This is a genomic window from Klebsiella michiganensis (assembly GCA_000963575.1).
Classification (GTDB): Bacteria; Pseudomonadota; Gammaproteobacteria; order Enterobacterales; family Enterobacteriaceae; genus Cedecea; species Cedecea michiganensis_A.
Map to the genome: position 1 here is coordinate 1,992,977 of CP011077.1, position 22,425 is coordinate 2,015,401.

At 55.3% G+C, this 22,425-nt stretch carries 17 protein-coding genes and 1 pseudogene; 5 read left to right on the plus strand and 13 right to left on the minus strand.

Going from position 1 to position 22,425, the window contains the following annotated elements; all coding sequences use genetic code 11:
- Positions 1-112: 112 nt before the first annotated feature.
- The 4 genes from VW41_09480 to VW41_09495 all read right to left on the minus strand — a co-directional run bounded on the left by VW41_09480 (position 113) and on the right by VW41_09495 (position 4,900).
- Positions 113-574, minus strand: coding sequence for a GNAT family acetyltransferase (locus VW41_09480; GenBank protein ID AJZ89252.1), 462 nt, complete (start codon positions 572-574; stop codon positions 113-115).
- A 164-nt stretch (positions 575-738) separates the two neighbouring features.
- On the minus strand, positions 739-1,536 hold the full coding sequence (locus VW41_09485) for a methyltransferase (protein ID AJZ89253.1): 798 nt from the start codon (positions 1,534-1,536) through the stop codon (positions 739-741).
- A 267-nt stretch (positions 1,537-1,803) separates the two neighbouring features.
- Positions 1,804-3,279 carry an MFS transporter gene (locus VW41_09490; GenBank protein AJZ89254.1) on the minus strand — a complete coding sequence of 492 codons (1,476 nt, stop codon included), beginning with the start codon at positions 3,277-3,279 and terminating at the stop codon, positions 1,804-1,806.
- A 190-nt stretch (positions 3,280-3,469) separates the two neighbouring features.
- A complete protein-coding gene (locus VW41_09495) occupies positions 3,470-4,900 on the minus strand; it encodes a hypothetical protein (GenBank protein AJZ89255.1) in 1,431 nt (476 codons plus the stop codon).
- A 207-nt stretch (positions 4,901-5,107) separates the two neighbouring features.
- On the opposite strand from VW41_09495, the gene VW41_09500 reads away from it, so the two are divergent.
- Entirely contained in the window at positions 5,108-5,644 is a 537-nt protein-coding gene (locus tag VW41_09500; protein AJZ89256.1) for an attachment protein, read from the plus strand.
- Between the two features lie 162 nt (positions 5,645-5,806).
- On the opposite strand, the pseudogene VW41_09505 reads toward VW41_09500, so the two are convergent.
- Both VW41_09505 and VW41_09510 read right to left on the minus strand, forming a co-directional pair.
- A pseudogene (locus VW41_09505) lies at positions 5,807-6,986 on the minus strand (bifunctional beta-cystathionase/maltose regulon regulatory protein).
- Between the two features lie 186 nt (positions 6,987-7,172).
- On the minus strand, positions 7,173-8,762 hold the full coding sequence (locus VW41_09510) for a bifunctional PTS system maltose and glucose-specific transporter subunits IICB (protein AJZ89257.1): 1,590 nt from the start codon (positions 8,760-8,762) through the stop codon (positions 7,173-7,175).
- Positions 8,763-8,948: 186 nt separating this feature from the next.
- On the opposite strand from VW41_09510, the gene VW41_09515 reads away from it, so the two are divergent.
- Both VW41_09515 and VW41_09520 read left to right on the plus strand, forming a co-directional pair.
- Positions 8,949-9,983, plus strand: coding sequence for a transcriptional regulator (locus tag VW41_09515; protein AJZ89258.1), 1,035 nt, complete (start codon positions 8,949-8,951; stop codon positions 9,981-9,983).
- A gap of 16 nt (positions 9,984-9,999) precedes the next feature.
- Positions 10,000-10,587: a GCN5 family acetyltransferase gene (locus tag VW41_09520; GenBank protein ID AJZ89259.1), complete on the plus strand. Its 588-nt coding sequence runs from the start codon at positions 10,000-10,002 to the stop codon at positions 10,585-10,587.
- 159 nt (positions 10,588-10,746) lie between these two features.
- Here VW41_09520 and VW41_09525 read toward each other — a convergent pair whose 3' ends face one another.
- Positions 10,747-12,330: a hypothetical protein gene (locus tag VW41_09525; GenBank protein AJZ91913.1), complete on the minus strand. Its 1,584-nt coding sequence runs from the start codon at positions 12,328-12,330 to the stop codon at positions 10,747-10,749.
- 249 nt (positions 12,331-12,579) lie between these two features.
- Positions 12,580-13,755, minus strand: a complete 1,176-nt coding sequence (locus VW41_09530) for a mannose-6-phosphate isomerase (GenBank protein AJZ89260.1) — start codon at positions 13,753-13,755, stop codon at positions 12,580-12,582.
- Between the two features lie 206 nt (positions 13,756-13,961).
- On the opposite strand from VW41_09530, the gene VW41_09535 reads away from it, so the two are divergent.
- A complete protein-coding gene (locus VW41_09535) occupies positions 13,962-15,608 on the plus strand; it encodes a fumarate hydratase (GenBank protein AJZ89261.1) in 1,647 nt (548 codons plus the stop codon).
- Positions 15,609-15,661: 53 nt separating this feature from the next.
- Positions 15,662-17,059, plus strand: coding sequence for a fumarate hydratase (gene fumC / locus VW41_09540; GenBank protein AJZ89262.1), 1,398 nt, complete (start codon positions 15,662-15,664; stop codon positions 17,057-17,059).
- Positions 17,060-17,062: 3 nt separating this feature from the next.
- Here the strand turns inward: fumC and VW41_09545 are convergent, their stop codons facing one another.
- The 5 genes from VW41_09545 to VW41_09565 all read right to left on the minus strand — a co-directional run bounded on the left by VW41_09545 (position 17,063) and on the right by VW41_09565 (position 22,387).
- Entirely contained in the window at positions 17,063-17,992 is a 930-nt protein-coding gene (locus VW41_09545) for a DNA replication terminus site-binding protein (protein ID AJZ89263.1), read from the minus strand.
- Between the two features lie 126 nt (positions 17,993-18,118).
- Entirely contained in the window at positions 18,119-19,414 is a 1,296-nt protein-coding gene (locus VW41_09550) for a sensor protein RstB (protein ID AJZ89264.1), read from the minus strand.
- Between the two features lie 28 nt (positions 19,415-19,442).
- Positions 19,443-20,171, minus strand: coding sequence for a transcriptional regulator (locus tag VW41_09555; GenBank protein ID AJZ91914.1), 729 nt, complete (start codon positions 20,169-20,171; stop codon positions 19,443-19,445).
- A 77-nt stretch (positions 20,172-20,248) separates the two neighbouring features.
- Positions 20,249-20,959: a dihydromonapterin reductase gene (locus VW41_09560; protein AJZ89265.1), complete on the minus strand. Its 711-nt coding sequence runs from the start codon at positions 20,957-20,959 to the stop codon at positions 20,249-20,251.
- A 45-nt stretch (positions 20,960-21,004) separates the two neighbouring features.
- Positions 21,005-22,387: an arginine:ornithine antiporter gene (locus VW41_09565; GenBank protein AJZ89266.1), complete on the minus strand. Its 1,383-nt coding sequence runs from the start codon at positions 22,385-22,387 to the stop codon at positions 21,005-21,007.
- Between the last annotated feature and the right edge of the window lie 38 nt (positions 22,388-22,425).

Consider the following 22,425-nt stretch of genomic DNA (forward strand, 5'->3'; position numbering starts at 1 on the left):
CTCTTTTTTTGATTAAAGTGCGGCGTATTATAAAAAGAAACCGGGGGGAAATGCTACGGAGATAAGTATTTTGTTGCGCAAACGTCCCTGTCGAGCCTTCGTGAAGAAAAATTTACTGCAGCGTTAGCTTGTAGCCAAGATGGCTGGCTTCAAAGCCAAGGTTGTCATAAAAGCGGTGCGCATCCGTTCGTGTTTTATCGGTCGTGAGCTGTACGAGGTGGCATCCTCGTTCTTTACAGCGTTCGATAGCCCAGGCAAACATCTGTTTGCCAAATCCCGTTCCTCTCTGCGAACGCGCAATGCGTACCGCTTCAATCTGGCCGCGCCACGCGCCTTTCCGCGCTAAACCCTGGATAAAAGTCAGCTGTAATGTCCCGATGACCTCATCACCGCACATGGCCACGGCAAGTAGCTGATTCGGATCGGCATCGATGGCATGAAAAGCCTCAACGTAGCGCTGATCTATGGGCGGGCGGGGATCTTCTCTCAGACGCCCTAGGACGTCGTCGGCTAACAAAGTGATGATGGCGGGAACATCGGCAAGCTGTGCTTTACGAAACAGTATTTCGGTCATTGACTGGTTTCCATCAGCGGAGGGATATACGTATGTGCCTGTAAATACTAACACAGCCAGCTTTTAGGGTTGGCTGTGTTTTGTTCTTATTAGCAGTTGTTTGTAAGCATATTTAAATAAAAAATCATGCTTTAGCCGTCTGTTCCGTCAGCGGCGGCCAGGCCTTATTTTATTGCGCGGGTAGCGATAAACGTCGGCATAAACTGGTCAATCAAGAAACGTGGGTGAGGTTGCCTGTCTTCATAAAAGCCTGCAAGCATAAAACCCGCCTCCAGTTGCCCACCGATCTGCTCTGCCAGGGAGTGGCCGAAAACGAGGGCTTCCCCTCGTGCCTGTTTTGCGGCCAGCTCTTCGGGCGTTAAATCACTGATATCAGAATAGGGCAGGCTGAATTTTGGGCGAATAATGCCCTGTTCGGCATAATTTGACGCACGATCGCCAATAAAAACGACCGGATTAAAAAAGCTGGATAACAGCTTTCCGCCTCTCGCTAAAACCCGATAACAGCCGCCCCAGACGGGACGAATATCTGGCACGTACTGGTTGGATATTGGGTGGATAATGTAGTCAAAACTTTCGTCAGCGAAAATGGATAAATCACGCATATCTCCCTGATGAAGAGTGAGGGTCAGATTATCCCGTTGCGCAACAAACCGGTCTTTATTGAGCTGCTCCCGCGAGAAGTCAAAAACGGTTACGTCCGCCCCGGCAGCGGCGAGTACCGGCGCCTGCTGACCACCGGCAGACGCCAGGCAGAGAATGCGTTTTCCCTGCACGTCCGGCAACCATCCGTCCGGCAGCGTGCCCGGGGTTAAATGAATCTGCCACTCGCCGCGGCGAGCTTGCGCAATAATGTCGGCGTCGACAGGTTGCGACCATGCGCACTGCTGGCGGGCAAGGGCATCCCATGCGGCGCGGTTGTGCTCGAGTAAGTCGGAAGAATGGATAAAAATATCAGGCATCTTATTTCCCTCCTGGGAGTGAAAAGTAGAGCCAGGGAATACCGAACGGCGGCGAGATGTGTGGCAGAAGCCACGCCCAAAACTGCAATAATAAACAGCAATGCGTATTCACACTGGCATAAGTCAGGTAGCGAGCGCATTAGTTGTTCATTTCGTTGCAAACCTCGGGGAAAAGTGACTGGCGGTTAACTGTAGTTCCCACGGGGAGGGTGGTCAACCGCCATTACAGGTCGTGTAAAAAACGCGGGTTCCCGCGCGCGCTGTGACTCAGGCCTGAGCCGTGCTTTTTTGCTCGATCAGGCGGCGCAGCAGAGGGATCAGCAGTAGTAAAATAACGCCGGTGGCGACGGAGCCCCAGCCTAGCTGGCTGAAGACTTTACTGTAACCCGGGTCGGTCAGTACCGGCGTGCTGCCGTTGTTTTGCGGCATGCGGCCAGAAACATAGCCTGCCAGCACGGAAGCCACGCCCGTGACCATCATCCAGCAGCCCATCATCAACCCTTGCAGGTTGGCCGGGGCCAGTTTACCGATCATCGAGTAGCCTACCGGGGAAATCAACAGCTCGCCGATGCTCTGCAGAATGTAGCTCAGCACAATCCATTTCAGCGCCACCATACCGTCTGCCCCGGCCATGGAGATACCCAGCGGCAGTACCAGCATGCCAACGCCCATGCAGAACAATGAAGAGGCAAACTGAGCGGGAATATCGATGCGTACGCCGCGATCGCGCAGGCGTTTGAACCACCAGGCCATTAGTGGGCCGCCAATCACGATGACGATAGTGTTGATGTTTTGCAGCCACTGCGGAGAGACTTTCCAGCCGAAAGCGTTCAGGGTGACGTTATGCTCGGCGAACAGCGTCAGCCCCATAGGCGCCAGCTGATATAGCGACCAGAAGACCAGCGAACCTGCGGCCAGCAGCAGGTAGGCTGCCATGCGGCGACGTTCGTGCTTGCGCGGGTGGCGGGCGGTCATTACGCACAGCGACAGGAAGACCAGCGCACCCAGCACGATGACGAACGTGCTGCTAAATTCAGTATGACCGAGCAGAAGGCGCAGCACAGGGACCAGAATAATCAGGATCAGCAGGCCAAAAGCCATGCGCAGATAAAATCCTTTGCCCTTAATGTCCCGCAGCGGCGTGTTGATGTCCGCCAGCACCGGCCAGCGAAGCAGGGTAATCACCACTGCAGCCACGTTGCCGAGAGTGGCAAACAAGAACAGCGCCCGGTAGCTTTCGGTCAGTTGATAGTAGCCGGCCACGGTAAAGCCGATAAAGAACCCCAGGTTCATCCCGGCGTAGTTCCACAGGAAGGCGGCTTCGCGGCGATCGTCATCCGGCGCAAAACGCTGGGTCAGCATCATATTCAGGCAGGTGACGTTCAGCCCGCTGCCGCTCAGGAACATGGCAAGCCCCCACCATAGCCCCGTCAGGCCTGCTTCGGCAATCATATAACAGCCCGCGACCTGCAGCAGCATCCCCAGCACAAACAGATTACGGTTGCTCAGATAGCGGCCACCGAGGCAACCGCCAAACAGGTGCAGCCCGTAGTTGAATGCGCCGAAGATCCCCATCATGGCATCGGCCTGGCCTTCGCTAAATCCCAGCCGCTTTGTGACGTAAAGCACCAGCGTGGAGTACAGCACCGCAAAACCAAGCGTGGCGAACATCTGAATAAAGAACAGCGCGCCCGAACCCGAAGGAATGGCCTGATGGGAGGCATGGCCGGAAGATAAACTCATATTGTCTCTCTCAACAACAAAAAGACCCGGGAAGCGGGGTGTCACCGGGTCTTAATTTCTATGACTATGATGAGGGAGCATTTTCGTCGTTTTTAGCGGATTTATGCAAAGCAGAACGACTAAATATTCACATTAAATAATTTCAAAATTTTACAAACCAAAAAGATAACCAGACGAAACTGCTTAAAAATCACTCTGCGTCGGGGCTGCGAGGAAATTCAAGGTGGCCGGTGACTTCGCCCCAGGTTTCGCCGACCGGCGAGAGAAATAGCGGGTGCTGGGCGCAGTAAACCGGGTTGATCATGCCCTCCAGCGTGCCGTCCGCGCGGCGAATATCCCAGCGAATCCAGGCATGTTTTGTCATATCGGCAGGAATGTCTTGCGGAGTATTTTGCAGCGGATACTCGGCCAGAATGCCAGCGTCCGATACGACCTGAAGCGTGTAGCGCTGTTCGCTATCTTTTACCGACACGGTCAACGCTATCTGTTTGCCATCGGCGGCGTCACCGGGCAGCAGCGCGCCGTCGTTCAGGTTGAATGTCAGGCCGCAGCGGCGCTCAAAGTAACAATGGCCTTTTTTGATGGCCGCCAGGATGGCTTCTCCGCTGAGTGCGGTGGCATACACCCTGGTGGACGGATCTCCGTAAATTGAGGGCTCCGTGGCCTGTGGATAACGCTCGTGAGGTTGCATATGGCAGTCGCTTCCGCCGACGGCATAAATCCTGTGCCCGGCGTTCCACAGCGCGGTAAAGATCTCGACCACCTGTTCGTTAGCGGTTGTGGCGTTTTTCCAGGTCGGATCGTTGAGCACTTCCAGCACGTCGATATCCGCCATCGGCATATCGTTATAGAGCCAGCTCCACGGATGTAGCATGGCGTGGTTTACGCTCAGGACGCTTTCTGGACGCTTGAGGGCAATGCCCTGAGTAAGCAGACCGCGGCTGCTGTAGTCCGCATTGAACATATTCAGCGTCGCGGCGGGGCCGTGAACGTTGAGATGGCCTTTGTCGGCGGTGACCTCAATGCTCGGTAGTATTAGCACGCTGTCATGGCGCGGCAGGCAAGCGTGGGACAGGTTGTGCTCGGTCAGGAAGAAGAAATCCAGCCCCTGTGAAGCCATGATATCCAGCGCCTGAAGCAGCGTGTTGTTACCGTCGGACAGCGTGGTATGGCCGTGCAGGTCGCCGCGATACCAGCCGGGACGGTCGCTCAGCGTGCGCTGGTAGTCAAAAATGACCTGATGGTTAGGGCGCAGTACCTCTTGCTGTTCAAAATCGACGGGCTCGGCTAGGGCGTCAAAAGCGATATCAAGCCGATAGCTCATCGGCTGTGGCGAGCGGCTTTCACCGATCACGTTATAGATATGTAGTTGCCATTCTCCGGCGGGAAGGGGGCCGGGCAGGGCGCCCACCGAAGCCCGGTCAGCGCAGACTGTCAGCACCTTTTCCGGTTTTTGCAGCATCACCGAGGCCCGTAGCTGCTGGCGGCTGTCGTAAAGGTAACAGTAAAGGTGCCCGGTGCGTAGCGTCGTGCCCGTCAGGCTAATCGCCGGGGTATTGTCTGCCACAAGGAAGGTGTGAACGGCATGACCGAAGGGAATTTCACCGGAAAAAACGTGCATGATTTGCTCCTGTTTTTAATTGTCACGAGCTTAAGGGGAGCGGGTGAATATTGTGTGTCAGCTGGGTGTCGGAAAAATGACGACGCGATGAATGGCCCGATAATTTTGCCGGTAATTTTTGAAGCTACAACTACCAAATAGCGTAGTTACACTTTGTTACGTTCCTCATGATAGAGTGCGTCCGCTTCAAACAACTTACGGAAAAATATAATGAAAAAGGTATTAGCTCTGGCTATTCTGGCCGGTTTATCTGTTGCGTCTGCAAACGTCTACGCTGACGGCGAAAGCACAATCTCTATCGGCTATGCGCAGAGCAATGTGAAAGTTGATGGTGAGAAACTCGACGACAATCCAAAAGGGTTCAACGTCAAGTACCGGTATGAAATCGATAGCAACTGGGGCGTGGTTGGCTCTTTCGCTTATACCCACCAGGGTTATGATTTCTACTACGGCGGCGAAAAAATTGGCGATGGCGACCTGGATTACTACTCAGTCACCGCGGGCCCTTCCTATCGCTTTAACGAATACGTCAGCGCCTACGCACTGATCGGTCTGGGGACCGGGAAAGTGAAAGTGTCTGCTTTCGGTGATTCTGAAAGCGAGAGCAAGACTTCTGCGGCTTACGGCCTGGGCCTGCAGGTTAACCCGGTCTCCAACATTGCTATCGACGCATCGTATGAATATTCGAAGCTCGACGAAGTGAAAGTGGGCACCTGGATGCTGGGCGTGGGCTACCGTTTCTAAGCCTCCGTACAGCCAAAAGCCCACTTCGGTGGGCTTTATGGTTATCAGCCGAAAATCAATGCATTGATTTCCTCGTTTTAGACGGACCGTGTGGTATTTCTTCTTCCGCCAGAGATTTGTCAGCAGTCAGGCCAGCGCACTTTGGTATGTTTTTTCGTACCGTCATAGTGATTTCAGCGAACGGATCCCATTGATAAGCCGCTCGACGCCGGCCTCAAGTTTGACGCGCGGACACCCGGCGTTGAGGCGCACAAAGCCATTCCCCTCTGGCCCGTAGGTGTAGCCCGGCATAATGGCGACTTTCTGCTCCTCTATAAGCACTGTCTGTAGCGCTCTGTCGTCCAGCCCCAGCGGGCGTAAATCGATCCACGCCAGATAAGTCGACTGCGGCGGCTGCCAGTTCAGTTCAGGGAACGCCTGGTTCAGCCTGTCGGCCACGAATTGCAAATTACTTTGCAGGTAGTCCCGCAGCGCATCAAGCCAGGGCTCGCCTTCACGGTAGGCGGCGACATGGGCCACAATCGCCAGCACTGCCGGAGAAGAGAGGCCATCCTGACCTTTAAGCACTTGCAAATACTGCTGGCGGTCGTCCGCATTATTTATCAGCCCGTAAGCGCCGGTGAGCGCAGGGATATTGAAGCTTTTGGAGCCGGAAGTGAACAGCGCCCAGCAGCCGCGCCCGACGTCACCCCATGGAATATGGCGGTTTTTGCCCCACACCATATCCATATGGATCTCATCGCTGATAACCCGCACGCCGTGGCGTTCGCAGAGGTCAGCCATCAGCTCCAGTTCTGCACGAGTCCAGACTTTGCCCGTCGGGTTGTGCGGGCTGCACAGCAGCATAACTTTGCATTCAGGCCGGGCGAGCAACGCCTCCAGCTCCGCCATATTACAGCGCCAGCCGTCCGCTGTTTTTTTGCAGTGGCGCGCTCAGCACCTGGCGCTGATTGCCTTCAATCGCTTTGTAGAATGCATCGTAGGCCGGGGTGTGAATCAGCACGCCGTCCCCCGGCTGCGACCACTGGCGAATCAGCTGTGAAACCATGTAAATAACCGACGGGCCGTAGACCACGCTTTCCGGGTCGATGGCGCTGCCGAAGCGCAGCTGGTACCAGTGTGCGACGGCGGAAAGAAAATCATCATTCTTCCAGCGGCTGTAGCCGAGCACGCCGTGGGCCAGCCGTTTTTGCAGGGCTTCAAGGATGCAGGGCGCGGTTGGAAAGTCCATGTCGGAGATGGTGAAGGGCAGCAGGTCTGCCGCCCCGAAGCGATCGGCCACGTAATCCCACTGGGTGCACCAGGTGCCGTGGCGGTCTACCGGAACAGAAAAATCAAACATAAAGCCTCACAGCTTTTGGCACTCACTGACGGCAATCCAAAGTAGTGATAAAGACATCAGGTGCTATTAAAAACAAAACAGGAAAATCAATGCATTGATTTTCGGCTGATAACCACAAAGAGGGAAAAACCACGTTTTTTCCCTCTTTGTCAGATGCTTAAGAGCGCCGAAGCGCTCGGGGGTGAATTAAGCCTCGACGGTTCGCATCAGGCCGACCATCTCATCTTTGACCGACTGAACCTGAGGGCCGATAACCACCTGCAGGTTGTGCTCGTTGAGCTTGACGACGCCGATGGCGCGGTTGGCCTTCAGGGCTGCGGTATCTACCAGCGACATGTCTTTAACCGACAGACGCAGGCGGGTGATGCAGTTATCCAGCGTCGAAATGTTGTCGCTGCCGCCCAGCGCCGCCAGAATAGCCGGCACGTTATAGCCCGATTTTCCCGTGTGGCCACCGACTGGTTTTTCTGCGGTGGTGCTTTCAATATCGCGACCCGGGGTTTTGATATTGAAGCGGGTGATGGCGAAGCGGAAGATAGCATAGTAGCCCGCAAACCACACCGCGGCCACGACAGGCACCATATACCATTTGGTGGACAGACCGTGCAGCACGCCGAAGACGAAGAAGTCGATAATGTTGCCGTCGGTGTTGCCGATAGTCACGCCCAGCACGGACATCATGGTGAAACCAATCCCGGTCAGCACCGCGTGAATGAGATACAGCACCGGCGCGACAAACAGGAACAGGAACTCGATAGGTTCTGTGGTGCCGCCCACGACGCAGGCAATCACGCCGGAGATCAACAGCCCTTTAATTTTATGGCGGTTTTCAGGGCGGGCGCAGTGGTACATCGCCAGCGCAGCACCTGGCAGACCGCCGAGGAACGCCGGCATTTTACCCTGAGACAGGAACTGTGTTGCGCTCTCAGAGAAGCCGTGAGTGGTCGGGCAGCTCAGCTGCGCCTGGAAGATAGTCAGCGCGCCGCTCACGGTATGACCGCAAACGTCCATGGTGCCGCCCGCTTCGGTGAAGCGAATCAGAGCCACCAGAATGTGCTGCAGGCCGAACGGCAGCAGCAGACGTTCACCGGTCCCGAAGATCATCGGGCCAAAAATGCCCGCGCTGTGGATCATGTAGCCCAGGGCGTTGATGCCGGCGGCAAAAATTGGCCAGATCAGCGGGATAACCAGGCCAACCAGCCCCATCACCAGGGTCGTAACGATCGGCACAAAACGGGTGCCGCCGAAAAACGCCAGCGCATCCGGCAGGCGGATGTTGTGGAAACGCTCGTGCAGCAGATAAACGATGATCCCGGCAATAACTGCGCCGAGAATGCCGGTATCAATCGACTGAACGCCGAGCACGCTTTGAATGTTGTTGGCTTTCAGAATGGCCGCATCGGTAGTCGGCAGAATGCCTTTGGCGGTCAGCCAGAAGTTAACCGCCAGGTTCATCACCATATAGCCGACAAAACCGGCGAAAGCGGCAACGCCTTTGTTCTCACGCGCCAGGCCCAGCGGGATGGCGATACAGAACATTACCGGCAGGAAGCTGAAGGCGAATGAGCCCATTTTGCTCATCCAGGTAAAGATCAGCTGTAAGACCGGGTTACCCAGCCAGGGGATCTCAGTAATGACGTCATGGCTGCTCAGCGAGCTACCGATCCCCAGCATGATGCCGCAGAATGACAACAGCGCTACCGGCAACATAAAGGTTTTGCCGAGGTTCTGGAAAAATTCCCAAAGCGATTTTTTTTGTGGTGTATTAGCCGCCATCACGACTCCTTGACCCGGTTAAAATGAGGTGTTGTGTAAGTAAAGTTTGAAAATGATAAAACGTTTTACCCAATTTTATCGTGAGGACGATCGCAGAATTACCGCGCATAATGAAGTTGAATATGCCAGCATAAGTAAAACGTTTTATCTTTATATTTATCGATTCACGGAGGATCTGACTTAACGATGTCGACGCTGACCAAAAGAATCACTATCAACGAGGTTGCCGAGGCCGCAGGTGTCTCGGTGACCACGGTATCGCTGGTGCTTAGCGGCAAGGGCAGGATCTCGACCGCCACCGGTCAGCGGGTGAATGAGGCTATCGAAAAGTTAGGCTTCGTGCGTAATCGCCAGGCGGCATCGCTGCGCGGTGGGCAGAGCGGGGTGATTGGCCTGATTGTCCGCGACCTCTGCAATCCTTTTTACGCGGAGTTAACTGCCGGGCTGACGGAAGCGCTGGAGCAGCAGGGGCAGCTTCTGTTTCTCACCCAGAGCGGAAGCCAGGGCCAGCATATGCAGCGCTGTTTCGACACGCTGGTGGCCCAGGGGGTGGATGGCATTATTATTGCCGGCGCGGCAGGTCAGGGCGCCGACCTGCGGGATATGGCGGTACAGAACAAGGTGCCGCTGGTGTTTGCCTCTCGAGCAAGCTATCTGGATGAGGTGGATATCATTCGCCCGGATAATATGCAGGCGGCGCAAATGGTGACCGAGCATCTGATTAAACGTGGCCATCAGCGTATTGCGTGGCTGGGCGGAAGAAGCTCCTCTCTGACTCGTGCTGAACGTCTGGGCGGCTTTTGCGCCACCCTGATGCAGCATGGGCTGCCTTTCCATAGCGACTGGATCCTCGAGTGCGAGCCAAGCCAGAAGCAGGCGGCGGATGCCATCACGGAGCTATTGCATAATTTCCCGACCATCAGCGCCGTGGTTTGCCACAACAGTACCGTGGCGATGGGGGCCTGGTTCGGCCTGACTCGGGCGGGCTGGCAGATGGGCGGTGGCAGCGTAGACAGCTATTATGATCGACATATTGCGCTGGCAGGATTTGCCGAAGTCACAGAAGATGAGCTGGACGACGTGCCGATGACGTGGGTTACCACGCCGGCCCGTGAAATAGGCCGCAGCGCGGCGCAGCGTATTCTTCAGCGAGCCCAGGAAAGCGATGTAGTGTTCAGCAACCAGATTATGCCGGCGCGGTTGGTAACCATTAAAAACTAATTTTTGCAGGAACAGCATGAGCGAATTTCCTACGCTTATCGGCCAGCGTATCAAACTTAGGCCGTTAGCACTGAGCGATGCCCCTCGGCTGGTTGAGGCCGCCTCGGACGGTGAACTGTGGAATTTGCCGTTTACCGTAGTGCCCTCTGCGCAGACGGTAAACGACTACATTCAGCATGCGCTGAACGGGCGGCAGGCAGGCACGATTCTGCCGTTCGTAACGGTGGATATTGAGTCTGGAGACGTCATTGGCTGCACGCGGTTTTGGAAAATAGATACCAAAAACCGCAAGCTTGAAATTGGCAGTACGTGGCTTGCCGCCCGCTGGCAGCGAACCTGGGCCAATACCGAGGCCAAATACCTGATGCTGCAATACGCTTTCGAAACGCTGGCCTGCGTGCGGGTGCAGTTCACCACGGATGTGATCAACGAAAAGTCCCGCCGCGCGATCCTGAGATTGGGCGCGAAACAGGAAGGGATTGTCAGACACGAGCGGATTATGCCGGATGGCCGCAAGCGTGACTCGGTGAGATTTAGCATTATTGATGATGAATGGCCCGAGATTCGGGAAACGCTTGCGGCGCTGCTGGCCGATAGAAATTAAAAACCCCCGCCTGCTGGCGGGGGTTTTCTCTGATCCAGAGGGAAAAAATATGATTTCCCCTCCGGGTGTTTATCAGGCGAAAATCAATGAATTGATTTTCCTTGTTTATTTTTAAATGCGTTTTGCAACGTTTAACTGACCTGATGCCTCTCAGGAGGCTTACTGCTGCGGAGCTGGTTCTGCGTCCGGAGACGTATCATCCCCTGGCGCTTCGTCCTGCGGCTGCGGTACGGCATCGCTGTCGTTATCCTGCAGCGCCGGGCCACCCATTCCAGCCGGCAGGGCGAACATGCTAAACAGCTCTCCCAGCGACATCTGCTCGCCGTTCAGGGAGGCTTTCCCGCTGCCGTACTGCAGGCTGGTGGTAATGTTATCGCCGTCGACCTTAGTGACGCGGAACATCTGGCCCATGGCGGCGAGGCCCTTGATCTGCTGGCTGGCAAGTTTGTCTGACTCTTCCGGGCTATAGCCTTCCAGTTGCGCAACCTGGGACATCAGCCCGGTGGCCATCGGCATCGGGATAACCAGCTTCGCGTCGAGAGATTTCACGTAGCGATCCAGCTGTTCTTCCGGCGTGTTGGCCGGGCCGGTGGCGCCCTGCGGATCTTTCATGAACAGGGACAGGTTAAAGGTGGATTCCCCTTTAGCGTTCTTCCAGCTCAGCGGGGCGACGGTAATGATTGGATTGCCCTTCAGCAGCAGAGGCAGGTTAGCGCTAATCAGTTCCACTGATTTTTGCTGGTAGAGTTCAGGGTTTTGCTGCACGGCCGGATCGGCCATCAGCTGCTGCACGCCAGCGTTGTATTTCTGGGTAAACTCTCGCAGTGCGGCGGCATCAATGTTGCCGAGCTTAAGCGTCAGCTTGCCGCTGCCCATGTTCTGGTTCTGGACTTTCAGCGCATCCAGGCTGTAGTCGAACTGGCCGGTAAAGTGCTTTTTATCGTCCTGGACATCAGATTTTGCGTTCAGATTAAAGCCTTCGACAACGGCAATTTCTTTGCCATCCACTACCATGGACAGCTTATCAATGGTCGCTTTTTGCGAACCTACGCGCTGGTCAAACAGGCTGCGCTTGCTATCGCCATCGGTTTTAATCCCGTTGAAAGAGAGCTGCACGCGCTGGCCGTATTCGTTCACGGTATTCACAAGGCCACTGTCAGCCGAGCCGGAAAGGGCGATTTCATTGCCCGCGCCGTCAACGTCGGCGGTAAACTTGCCGCCGCTGAAGCTGAACTTGTCTTCACCCTCGGTGGCGTCAATAGCCGCCAGAGCGATATCCGAGGAGGTTGCGCCGCTGTAGCCGACGCGGGTTTCCACGCCGATAAGCGGCTTATCTTTGGTCAGCGTGAACAGGTGTTTGGTCGTGTCGTTATTCACCAGTTCGGTGTGGATCGACGCCATGCTCGGGATCAGGTTGAATTTCTTCAGCTGTGCGAACGGGAAAGGGCCATGATCGATGGTTTCGTTGAATAACACGCTCTGCTCAGGCGTGAGCAGGGCATTTTTCGTCCCGGCAACCTGTTTAACAACCAATTGCACCGTACTGTGGAACAGCCCGCGTTTGTAGTCCTGATAGCTGAGCACAAGCCCTGATTCCGGCGCAGAATTTTTGATTTCCGCATTGGCGTTATCAATCATTTCAGCCATACGGCCTTCGAGCTGTTTACCGGTAAACCAGGCCCCGCCGGTCCATACCACGCCCAGCGCAACAATTACCCCAACCGCAACCAGAGATTTTTTCATCGTGTCATTATCCATGTATAGAAGCCGGTAGCCGTCCTCCACCGGGTGAATGAAAAACGCCTGTTAACAGGCGTTTAAGATTGCTGACAAAGAGGGCAAAAGCGTGTTTTTTCCCTCTTTGTGGTTACCAGCCGAAAATCAATGCATTGATTTTCCTGTTTTTGAACGAACCGTCTGAACCGCTTGATAACAGGTGCTTTCGCAAACATGCTTACTAGCTTAGCAATACGCGCTAAAAAGATCAGTAAGTTAAAGTTTATTAAACACCCGTGCTACCCGGCCAACGCCGCTGACGGCAATCGGGGATTCGGCGGCGCTGATAAAGGCTGACTCGCCCGGCTTCAACACCAGACGCTGGGCGTCTTTGGTTAGCACGGCTTCACCTTCAACGCAGAACACAATGGCCGCGCTTTGCTGCGCCAGCGAGGCTTCCTGCGTGCTCAGGTCGTGCAGCGAGAAGGCAAAGTCATCCACGGGAATAGGGAAGTCCAGCTCGCTGCCGTTTTTCTGCGGCTGGGTCAGCAGCTGGTTGGCCGGTTTTGGCTCAAATTTAACGTTGGCCACCAGTTCAGGGATATCAATGTACTTCGGCGTTAAGCCGGCACGCAGCACATTGTCTGAGTTGGCCATGACTTCCAGCGCCACGCCGTTGAGGTAGGCATGCGGGGTTTCGGCGAACAGGAACATCGCCTCGCCTGGCTCAAGCTTAACCACGTTCAGCAACAGCGGGGAGAAGAGGCCGCTGTCGTCCGGGTAGAACTCGGAAATCACGCGGATGGTTTCCCACGGCTCACCCTGCTGGCTGTTCAGGGCCGCTTTCAGCACGCCAAGTGCCAGGGATTTCTCTTCGCCCTGCATATTCAGCAGGCCGGCAAACAGCTGCGCCAGGCTTTCGGCCCCGGGCTGCTGGAGGAAATGGGCAATCAGCGGATGCGCGCCAGAAACCGGCTGCAGCAGCGAGACGATGTCAGAGAATTCGCGGAAAGCGTTCATCGCCAGGAACGGCGTGAGGGCAAAGACCAGTTCAGGTTTATGGTTAGGATCTTTGTAGTTACGCTCTGCGGCATCTAACGGAATACCTGCGGCGTTTTCTTTAGCAAAGCCGATTTCAGACGCTTTTTTATTCGGATGAACCTGAATGGAGAGAGGCTGGGCGGCGCAAAGGACTTTGAACAGGAAAGGCAGCTCGCCAAATCGCTCGGCAACGGCTGGCCCCAGCAGCGCCTGCTTGTCGGCGTCAATCACATCGCGCAATGCGTGCTGTTGCCCGTTAGCATCGAGCACTTTTGAGCTACTCTTTGGATGAGCCCCCATCCACAGTTCGGCCATGGGCTTATGCTGCGGGTTGGCGATGCCGTACAGTTCCGTTAGCGCCGTTTCACTTCCCCAGGCATAGTTTTGTACCGCATTGATCAATTTTTGCATCTCAGGTCCCTGTCATCATTGAATCGAAGTTTCAGTTATTAAACCAATTATCCGCCGGGAAGTAACCAGGGCAACAAAAAGTCGTATTAGTCTCAGTTTCTGTTAAAAAATTGTGTAGCATGTTATGACTTGTTTTTGGAACGCAGCGTAAGATCCTGCGCTGAAATATAAAAATTAACGTTACTGTTGTCGCAAGTGAGAGAAATATGTCGAATAAACCCTTCCATTACCAGGAGCCTTTCCCGCTCCAGAAAGACCCGACCGAATATTACCTCCTGAGCTCCGACTATGTTTCCGTCGCCGAGTTTGACGGCCAGCAAATCCTCAAGGTTGATCCTCAGGCCCTGACGCTGCTGGCTCAGCATGCCTTCCACGACGCTTCGTTTATGCTGCGCCCGGCGCACCAGCAGCAGGTGGCGGACATCCTGAGCGATCCGGAAGCCAGTGAGAACGATAAATACGTTGCGCTGCAGTTCCTGCGTAACTCAGACATTGCCGCCAAGGGCATTCTGCCGACCTGCCAGGACACCGGCACCGCCATCATCATGGGCAAAAAAGGCCAGCGTGTCTGGACCGGCGGCGGCGACGAAGAAGCGCTGTCTCGCGGCGTCTACAACACCTTTATTGAAGATAACCTGCGCTATTCCCAGAACGCCGCGCTGGATATGTATAAAGAGGTGAACACCGGCACCAACCTGCCAGCGCAGATTGATCTCTACAGCGTGGATGGCGATGAATATAAGTTCCTGTGCATTGCCAAAGGCGGCGGTTCTGCCAACAAAACCTATCTCTACCAGGAAACCAAGGCGCTGATTACTCCGGCGAAGCTGAAAGATTACCTGGTTGAGAAAATGCGCACCCTGGGCACTGCGGCCTGCCCACCGTACCACGTCGCGTTTGTTATCGGCGGGACGTCAGCAGAAGCGACGCTGAAAACCGTGAAGCTGGCGTCAACCAAGTACTACGACGGCCTGCCAACCGAAGGTAACGAATACGGCCAGGCGTTCCGCGACGTGCAGCTTGAAGAAGAGTTGCTGAAAGAAGCCCAGAATCTTGGCCTGGGCGCGCAGTTCGGCGGCAAATACTTCGCCCACGACATCCGCGTAGTTCGCCTGCCGCGCCACGGCGCATCCTGTCCGGTGGGCATGGGCGTGTCCTGTTCCGCCGACCGTAACATCAAGGCAAAAATCAACAAAGACGGCATCTGGCTTGAAAAGCTGGAGCACAACCCGGGGAAATACATTCCGGAAGCGCTGCGTCAGGCGGGCGAAGGGGAAGCCGTGAAGGTGAATCTTAACCGCCCGATGAAAGAGATCCTGGCCCAGCTGTCTGACTTCCCGGTGTCCACCCGTCTGTCGTTAACCGGCACCATTATTGTGGCGCGTGACATCGCTCACGCTAAACTGAAAGAACGTCTCGATAACGGGGAAGATCTGCCGCAGTACGTGAAAGATCACCCGATTTATTACGCAGGCCCGGCCAAAACGCCGGACGGCTACGCATCTGGCTCCTTAGGGCCGACAACTGCGGGCCGTATGGACTCCTACGTGGATCAGCTGCAGGCCAACGGCGGCAGCATGATTATGCTGGCCAAAGGCAACCGCAGCCAGCAGGTGACCGACGCCTGTCACAAACACGGTGGGTTCTACCTCGGCAGCATTGGTGGTCCGGCGGCCGTGCTGGCGCAAAACAGCATCAAGAGCCTGGAGTGTGTGGAATACCCGGAGCTGGGTATGGAAGCCATCTGGAAAATTGAAGTGGAAGACTTCCCGGCGTTCATCCTGGTGGATGACAAAGGCAACGACTTCTTCCAGAAAATTCAGGCCTCACAGTGCTCTCGATGCGTTAAGTAATACTCAAGCCGCCGCCCATAGTGGCGGCTTTTTTTATCGCAAAGGAGAAAGGCATGACATCCAGTCGCAGTGAAAAAGACTCAATGGGCCCGATCGACGTCCCGGCAGATAAACTGTGGGGGGCGCAGACCCAGCGTTCACTTGAGCACTTCCGCATTTCTACCGAGAAAATGCCGACCGAGCTTATTCGGGCGCTGGCGCTCACCAAGCGCGCGGCGGCCAGGGTCAACGTTGACCTTGGCCTGCTGCCCGCCGAGCGCGGCACGGCCATTATCGCGGCCGCCGATGAAGTCCTGGCAGGGAAGCACCCCGGTGAGTTCCCGCTGGCCATCTGGCAGACCGGATCCGGCACCCAAAGCAACATGAACATGAATGAAGTGCTGGCGAATCGCGCCAGCGAAATTCTGGGTGGCGTGCGCGGCATGGAGCGACTGGTGCACCCGAACGACGACGTTAACAAAAGTCAGAGTTCGAACGATGTTTTCCCGACAGCCATGCATGTGGCGGCCATTATCGCGGTTCGCGAGCATCTGCTGCCGCAGCTAAATGTGCTCAAGCAAACGCTGGCCCAAAAAGCACATGCCTTTAAAGATATCGTCAAAATCGGCAGGACCCACCTGCAGGATGCTACGCCGCTGACGCTGGGGCAGGAGATCTCCGGCTGGGTGGCGATGCTTGAGCATAACCTGAAGCATATCGACCATAGCCTGCCGCATCTGGCGGAGCTGGCGCTGGGCGGTACGGCGGTGGGCACCGGGCTGAATACTCACCCTGAATACGCGGTGCGCGTGGCAAAAGAGCTGGCTGACTTCACGAAGCAGCCGTTCGTTACGGCGCCAAACAAGTTTGAAGCGCTGGGCACCTGCGATGCCCTGGTCCACGCTCACGGCGCCCTGAAGGGGCTGGCCTCGTCGATGATGAAAATCGCCAACGACGTACGCTGGCTGGCTTCCGGCCCGCGCTGTGGGATTGGCGAGCTGTCGATTCCAGAGAACGAGCCGGGCAGCTCCATCATGCCGGGCAAAGTGAACCCGACCCAGTGCGAAGCCGTCACCATGCTGTGCTGCCAGGTGCTGGGGAACGACGTGGCGGTGAACATCGGCGGCGCGTCAGGTAACTTCGAGCTGAACGTTTATCGCCCGATGGTTATCCATAACTTCCTGCAGTCCGTTCGTTTATTGGCCGACGGAATGGAAAGTTTCAACGAGCACTGCGCGGTGGGTATCGAGCCTAATCGCGACCGCATCAGTCAGTTGCTGAATGAGTCGCTGATGCTGGTGACGGCGCTCAATACCCATATCGGCTACGATAAAGCGGCGGAAATTGCCAAAAAAGCGCACAAAGAGGGGCTGACCCTCAAGGCATCGGCGCTTAAGCTCGGTTACCTGACCGAGGACGAGTTCGATGCCTGGGTTCGTCCTGAGGATATGGTCGGCAGTATGAAGTCTTAAGTTTTACGTTTCGCAGTACAAATGCAGCCGCGGGATGATCGGTCTCAGCGGCTGCGCTTTGGGCTTATAGCGGTGTTGAATGTTTTCCGCATCGTAGTTCAGCAGTTCTCCTATGTCGGGGGGTGTTTCGCCGCTTTCCTGCCGGCATAAAACAATGAGCGGAGAAGGGCAGGCATACTGCACCTGTTTTTGCTGCGCCTGATACCACGCGCGGGCCACGGGCTGTACTTTCACCGGCCGCTTGATCTTCAGCCGTGTGCTCTCAGGCAGCTTTTGAACATCATCGATTTCCTGCGCTATGCGTTCAGCCCACTGTTCTTTCGTCCATGGCGGCACGGCCCGTCCGGCATTCAGGCTTTTTTCTAATATCTCCAGCACCTGCTGGCGACTAAGGTTTTTGACAATTTGTTTATTTGCCCAGCCGAAGCGCACCGTGTCCGGCGTTTCAAGCAGGGTGATAGCGCGGTAGGCATTCAGGGTGAGAAGGCCGGGGATATGGCGGTGAACCCATTCAAAACGCCGGGCGGAGGGAAGCTCAGACTCGACGCTGATGATATGCTCCAGCGAGTGCTTCAGCCGGTTGATGCGTGCCAGTAGCCCGGAAGTTTGTTGGTGTTGTTCTTCGTTCACCGAATAACATAGTGCCCCGGGCAAACGCACGGCGGCCTTAGTGCTGGTTTTTTCCGACTGCTGCTGAATAAACAGCCGCGTAAAGTGGGCGACCGCTGCCTGATGCGCTTCCTGCCCGACGGACTGGGTGACTTCAATCGCACAGAGAGGGGCATGCTCTTTGCTTTTTTCTATCTCCGGCAGCGGAAAGACGCGCCCGCTGAGAAGCCGTAGCTGCCCGAGCTGTGTCCTAAGCCCCGCCAGGTGCTGCTCCAGCTCCCGGAAAGTGGATGTTAAGCGTTCAATAAGGTCGTAATGTGTCATAGCGATTCACTTTAGTTACAACATACTTATGAACTGTAGCAATGGAAGCTCACATCAGCAACTGTGAACTTTAGGCTTAGCAGGGATAATAGCCCGGCAGGGATGCCGGGCTGGTGGATTCAGAATTCAGGAAAGGTACGTGGTATTGACCGGCCAGGAAAACCGGAAGCTGGCGCCGCCTAATGGGCTGCTTTCAATGGTGACGTGCCCACCCATCGCCACGGCAATAGAGTGGACTATCGCCAGGCCAAGGCCGCAACCGCCGGTTGCCCGGTCACGGCTGGGATCGAGGCGAACGAAGGGTTCAAATACCCGGGCGCGTTCTTCTTCGGGAATGCCGGGGCCATCATCTTCAACCTGTAGGTTGGCGATATCGTCTTCTCGCCACAGGCTGATGCGCAACTGCTGCTGGCTGTAACGCAGGGCGTTGTTGATCAGGTTGTCCGTGACGCGTTCCATGAGGCGCAGATCCAGCGCGCCATAGTCGATGGCGGTGACGGTATCTGTCTCCAGCGTAATCCGGTGCTGACGGTGAATGAGCTGTACGTCGGCAATATGCGTTTCCATCCAACTGGCAAATTTGACGTGCGCCAGATGAAGCTCAGTCTGCGGCCTGTCGAGACGGGCGTAGGTTAGCAACTCGTCAATCAGCGCTTCTAATTGGCCGATGTCTCGATTGAGCGCCAGCGATTCCTCTTCGCTAAGGTTGTCGCTCATTTCAAGGCGATAACGCAGGCGCACGAGCGGGGTGCGAAGCTCGTGCGCAATCCCGTCGATCAGCTGTTTCTTACTGGCAATCAAAGCGTTGATGTTATCTGCCATTTGGTTAAAGGCTATGCCAAGTCGTTCAAAGCTTGAGGCGTTATCAAAATGAATGTGCTCATCAAGATGTCCTTTACCAAATCGCTGGGCGGCGCTTTCAAGCTTGAGCATGTCCTGCCAGTGCGGGCGCATCCAGATAAACACCGGGAAGGCGAGGGAGATGGCGATAAATGCGATGAGGCCAATATCCAGCAGTCGCATCTGGTGCAGATAAAACAGATATGGAATCGGGCCTACCGCCAGCACGTAGTGGCTGCGCGGAATGCGCTGGATAAACGTATATTCTTCGTCCAGTGCCACAATTTCGCCTTCGCGCAGGTGGCGAGCGGCAACGTCATCGAGTTTGAACTTGCTCATCGGCTCAATATTGAGCTTAAAAGAGAGGTTCAGGTCGAGATCGTTGATGGTTTTATTCCAGTCCCGCGGCGGGATCTCGCGTAGCTCACTGCGCATCAGGTACAGCGAACTTTTCATTAAATCGTCCAGAGACTGGCGGCCTGCCCGCTCGGCGGTAAACTTATACACCAGCCCGACCAGCATGGTCATCACCAGGAAGCAGACAAACAGCAGAAGATAAAACTGCACAAACAGCTTTTTCATTGAACATTACCGTTAAATCCGTAATTCATTACGCTTCGCTTTCCCAGGCATGGGGGGCAAATAAATAGCCTTTATTGCGAACGGTTTTGATACGGAAAGGCTCAGTCGCATTATCGAGTAGCTTTTTACGCAGGCGAGAGATGGCTACATCCACGCTGCGATCCATTCCGTCGTAGGTCACCCCGCGCAGATTTTTTAACAAAGCATCGCGATCCATTATCTGTCCTGCATGCGTCGCCAGCTCCCACAGCAGATCGAAATCCGCGGTAGACAGCACGACATTTTCATCCCCCAGAGTCACCTGGCGGTTAAGCGGGTCAATACACAGCGTGCCAAACCGGATAGCTTTATGCGGCTTGAGGTTGCTGGCGGTTGTCTCTACGGTTTGCTGCGCTGAAACGCGCTGGCGAAGATGCAAACGCAGTCGAGCCAACAGTACGGCAGGCGGCGTTGTTTTTAAAATGTAGTCATTTGCCCCCATTTCCAGCGACAGAATATGGTTCATGTCACTGTCTAATGACGTCAGCAGCACAATCGGGCCATCCCACTGCGGGCGAAGATCGCGACATAGCGTCATTCCATCTTTTCCAGGGAGCATGATATCCAGCAGCACCAGGTCAGGCTGCTGTTGTTGGATAACCGCTTCGGCGCGATCGCCGCGGGTTTCTACAATAACGTCAATGTCATGTTTCCCGAGGTAGGCTGCTATCAGGCCACCGACTTCAGGATCGTCTTCCACGTAAACTATTTTGCTCATATTCCGCCGCGTCGGCATTTCAAATTTGAACATACAATGATGCAATAGATTACACCATTAATGGCTGGTTAACAGCGTTAGCGTAGGTGCCGTCCGCCGTCTACTGCGTGACTTCTGCCGGTGACATAGCGGCTGGTCAATAAGTATTCAATCAGGCTCACGATTTCCTGTTCACCGGGGGCGATTTTCATCAGCGATTTGTTCAGCGAGCGCTGGCGGTAGTCGGCATCGTCCCCGGCATTAAACATGATCAGCGCAGGCGCAATCGCGTTGACTTTGACCTCCGGCGCCAGTTTTAGTGCAAAAGAGAGCGTCATATTTTCAAGCGCCGCTTTGCTGGCGGCATAGGCGATATGTTTATCGCTGCCGCGCTCTGCGACGTAGTCGGTCATATGGATAATGTCGCTGCCCGCTTGCCCGTGTCCCCGCAGTAAGCCTTCCAGTTCATGATTAAGTAAGTAGGGCGCGGCAACATGAATCTGCAGCATTGCCTGCAGCGTATCGCAGGGTGCAGTCTCGCGGGTTTCCGGCTTCCATTCACTGGCATTATGGATGATGGCACGCAGGGCAGGCGTGAGAGACTTAACTCGCCGAGCGAATTCAAGGATGCCATCGTTTGTGGAAAAGTCGGCGTGAAGGCATGTGACACCCGCCTGCTCAAGCCTGTCGATGGCTGGGTGACGTGTACGATAGCTGATAATTAACGGCTGAGAATGCGCCAGAAAATGCTCAGCCAGTGCCAGGCCAATACGCTGGCCTGCACCGGTGATAAGAATGGGTCGGTTAATAGCTTCTTTCCCCTAATTCAGCGTTGCTGCCGGGGAGAGGGTTCCTTACCCCACCAGCACCCACGTTGCCGGAAACGCTGCCAGCAGCATCAGGCAAATAATTGTTCGTTCCCTTAAATTTAGCGACTTTTCGTGCGTATGGGTACGGCGGGCATAAATAAACACTAATAATCCCGGCGCGTAAAGCACGACGGAAAGCAGCAGATGCATCGGACCTGACGCGTAAAGCAGCCACAAACCATAAACACAGGCCCCAACACCAATAACCTTATGCAGCGGGCGAGTGGCAATTTTGAGCAGATAGGCGCCTACCAGGAAATAAGGCACCAGAATCATCTCTGAAGCAATGGTCAGCAGCGTGTTGTAGTCCGACCCGGTGAGCCAGATCAGCACGAGGCACACCTGCACGCTAATGTTTGTTAACCAAAGTGAAGCCGACGGTGCGTTGTTTTTATTCTGTCGGGCGAACATTTTTGGAAAGGCTTTATGGGTTGCCGCCAGCAGTGGCACCTCAGCGGCCATGATGGTCCAGCTCAGGTAAGCGCCGCACACGGAAACTATCAGTCCGGCAGCAATGATAACTTCCCCCCAGGGCCCCATCATTTCGACCATCAGGCCAGCCATTGATGGGTTACGCATTGCGGCAAGCTCAGGGCGAGCTACAACGCCCAGCGAAAGCAGCGTGACCAGCAGATACACGCTCAACGCAGCTATCACCGCCAACAGCGTTGCTCTGCCGACGTCTTTTTTATTTCTTGCTCGCGCTGAGACAACGACGGCACCTTCTACCCCAATAAACACCCACAGGGTAATTAGCATGGTGTTTTTCACCTGTTCCCAGACGGGAACGCCGAGCTCAAGCCCGGTAAAATCAAGGGAGAAGGTGGGCAGCTTAAAGGCAACCACCGCCAGGACTACAAACATCCCTAAAGGCAGCAGCTTCGCAAGCGTCGCCACCAGGTTAATGCTGGCCGCCGTTTGTACGCCGCGTAACACCAGCCAGTGTACCATCCATAGTAGTACGGAGGCGCCCAGGATAGATTGCCAGGTATTGCCGTCGCCGAACAGGCGAAGCTCAGGTTTGTCAGTGAAGAAGCTGAGTGCGGAGAAAACAATGACCAGGTAAGAAACGTTGGCTATCACCGCACATAGCCAGTAACCCCAGGCTGAGAAAAAGCCGACAAGCTCGCCAAAACCTTCGCGTGCGTAAGTGAATATCCCACCGTCCAAATCGGGGCGCAGTCGGGTGAGCACCAGCATGGCCAAAGCCAGTAAGAGAATACCTACGCCAGTGATCGCCCAGCCGATCAGTAACGCAGCCGGACTCGCAACGCTCGCCATATTCTGCGGCAGGCTAAACACACCCGCGCCGAGCATGGAGCTTAATACCAGCGCGGTTAGCGTAGCGAGGCCAAGTTTCTTTTCCATAGGTATCCTGTTGAGGTCTGAAGTGATCCAGCATAATT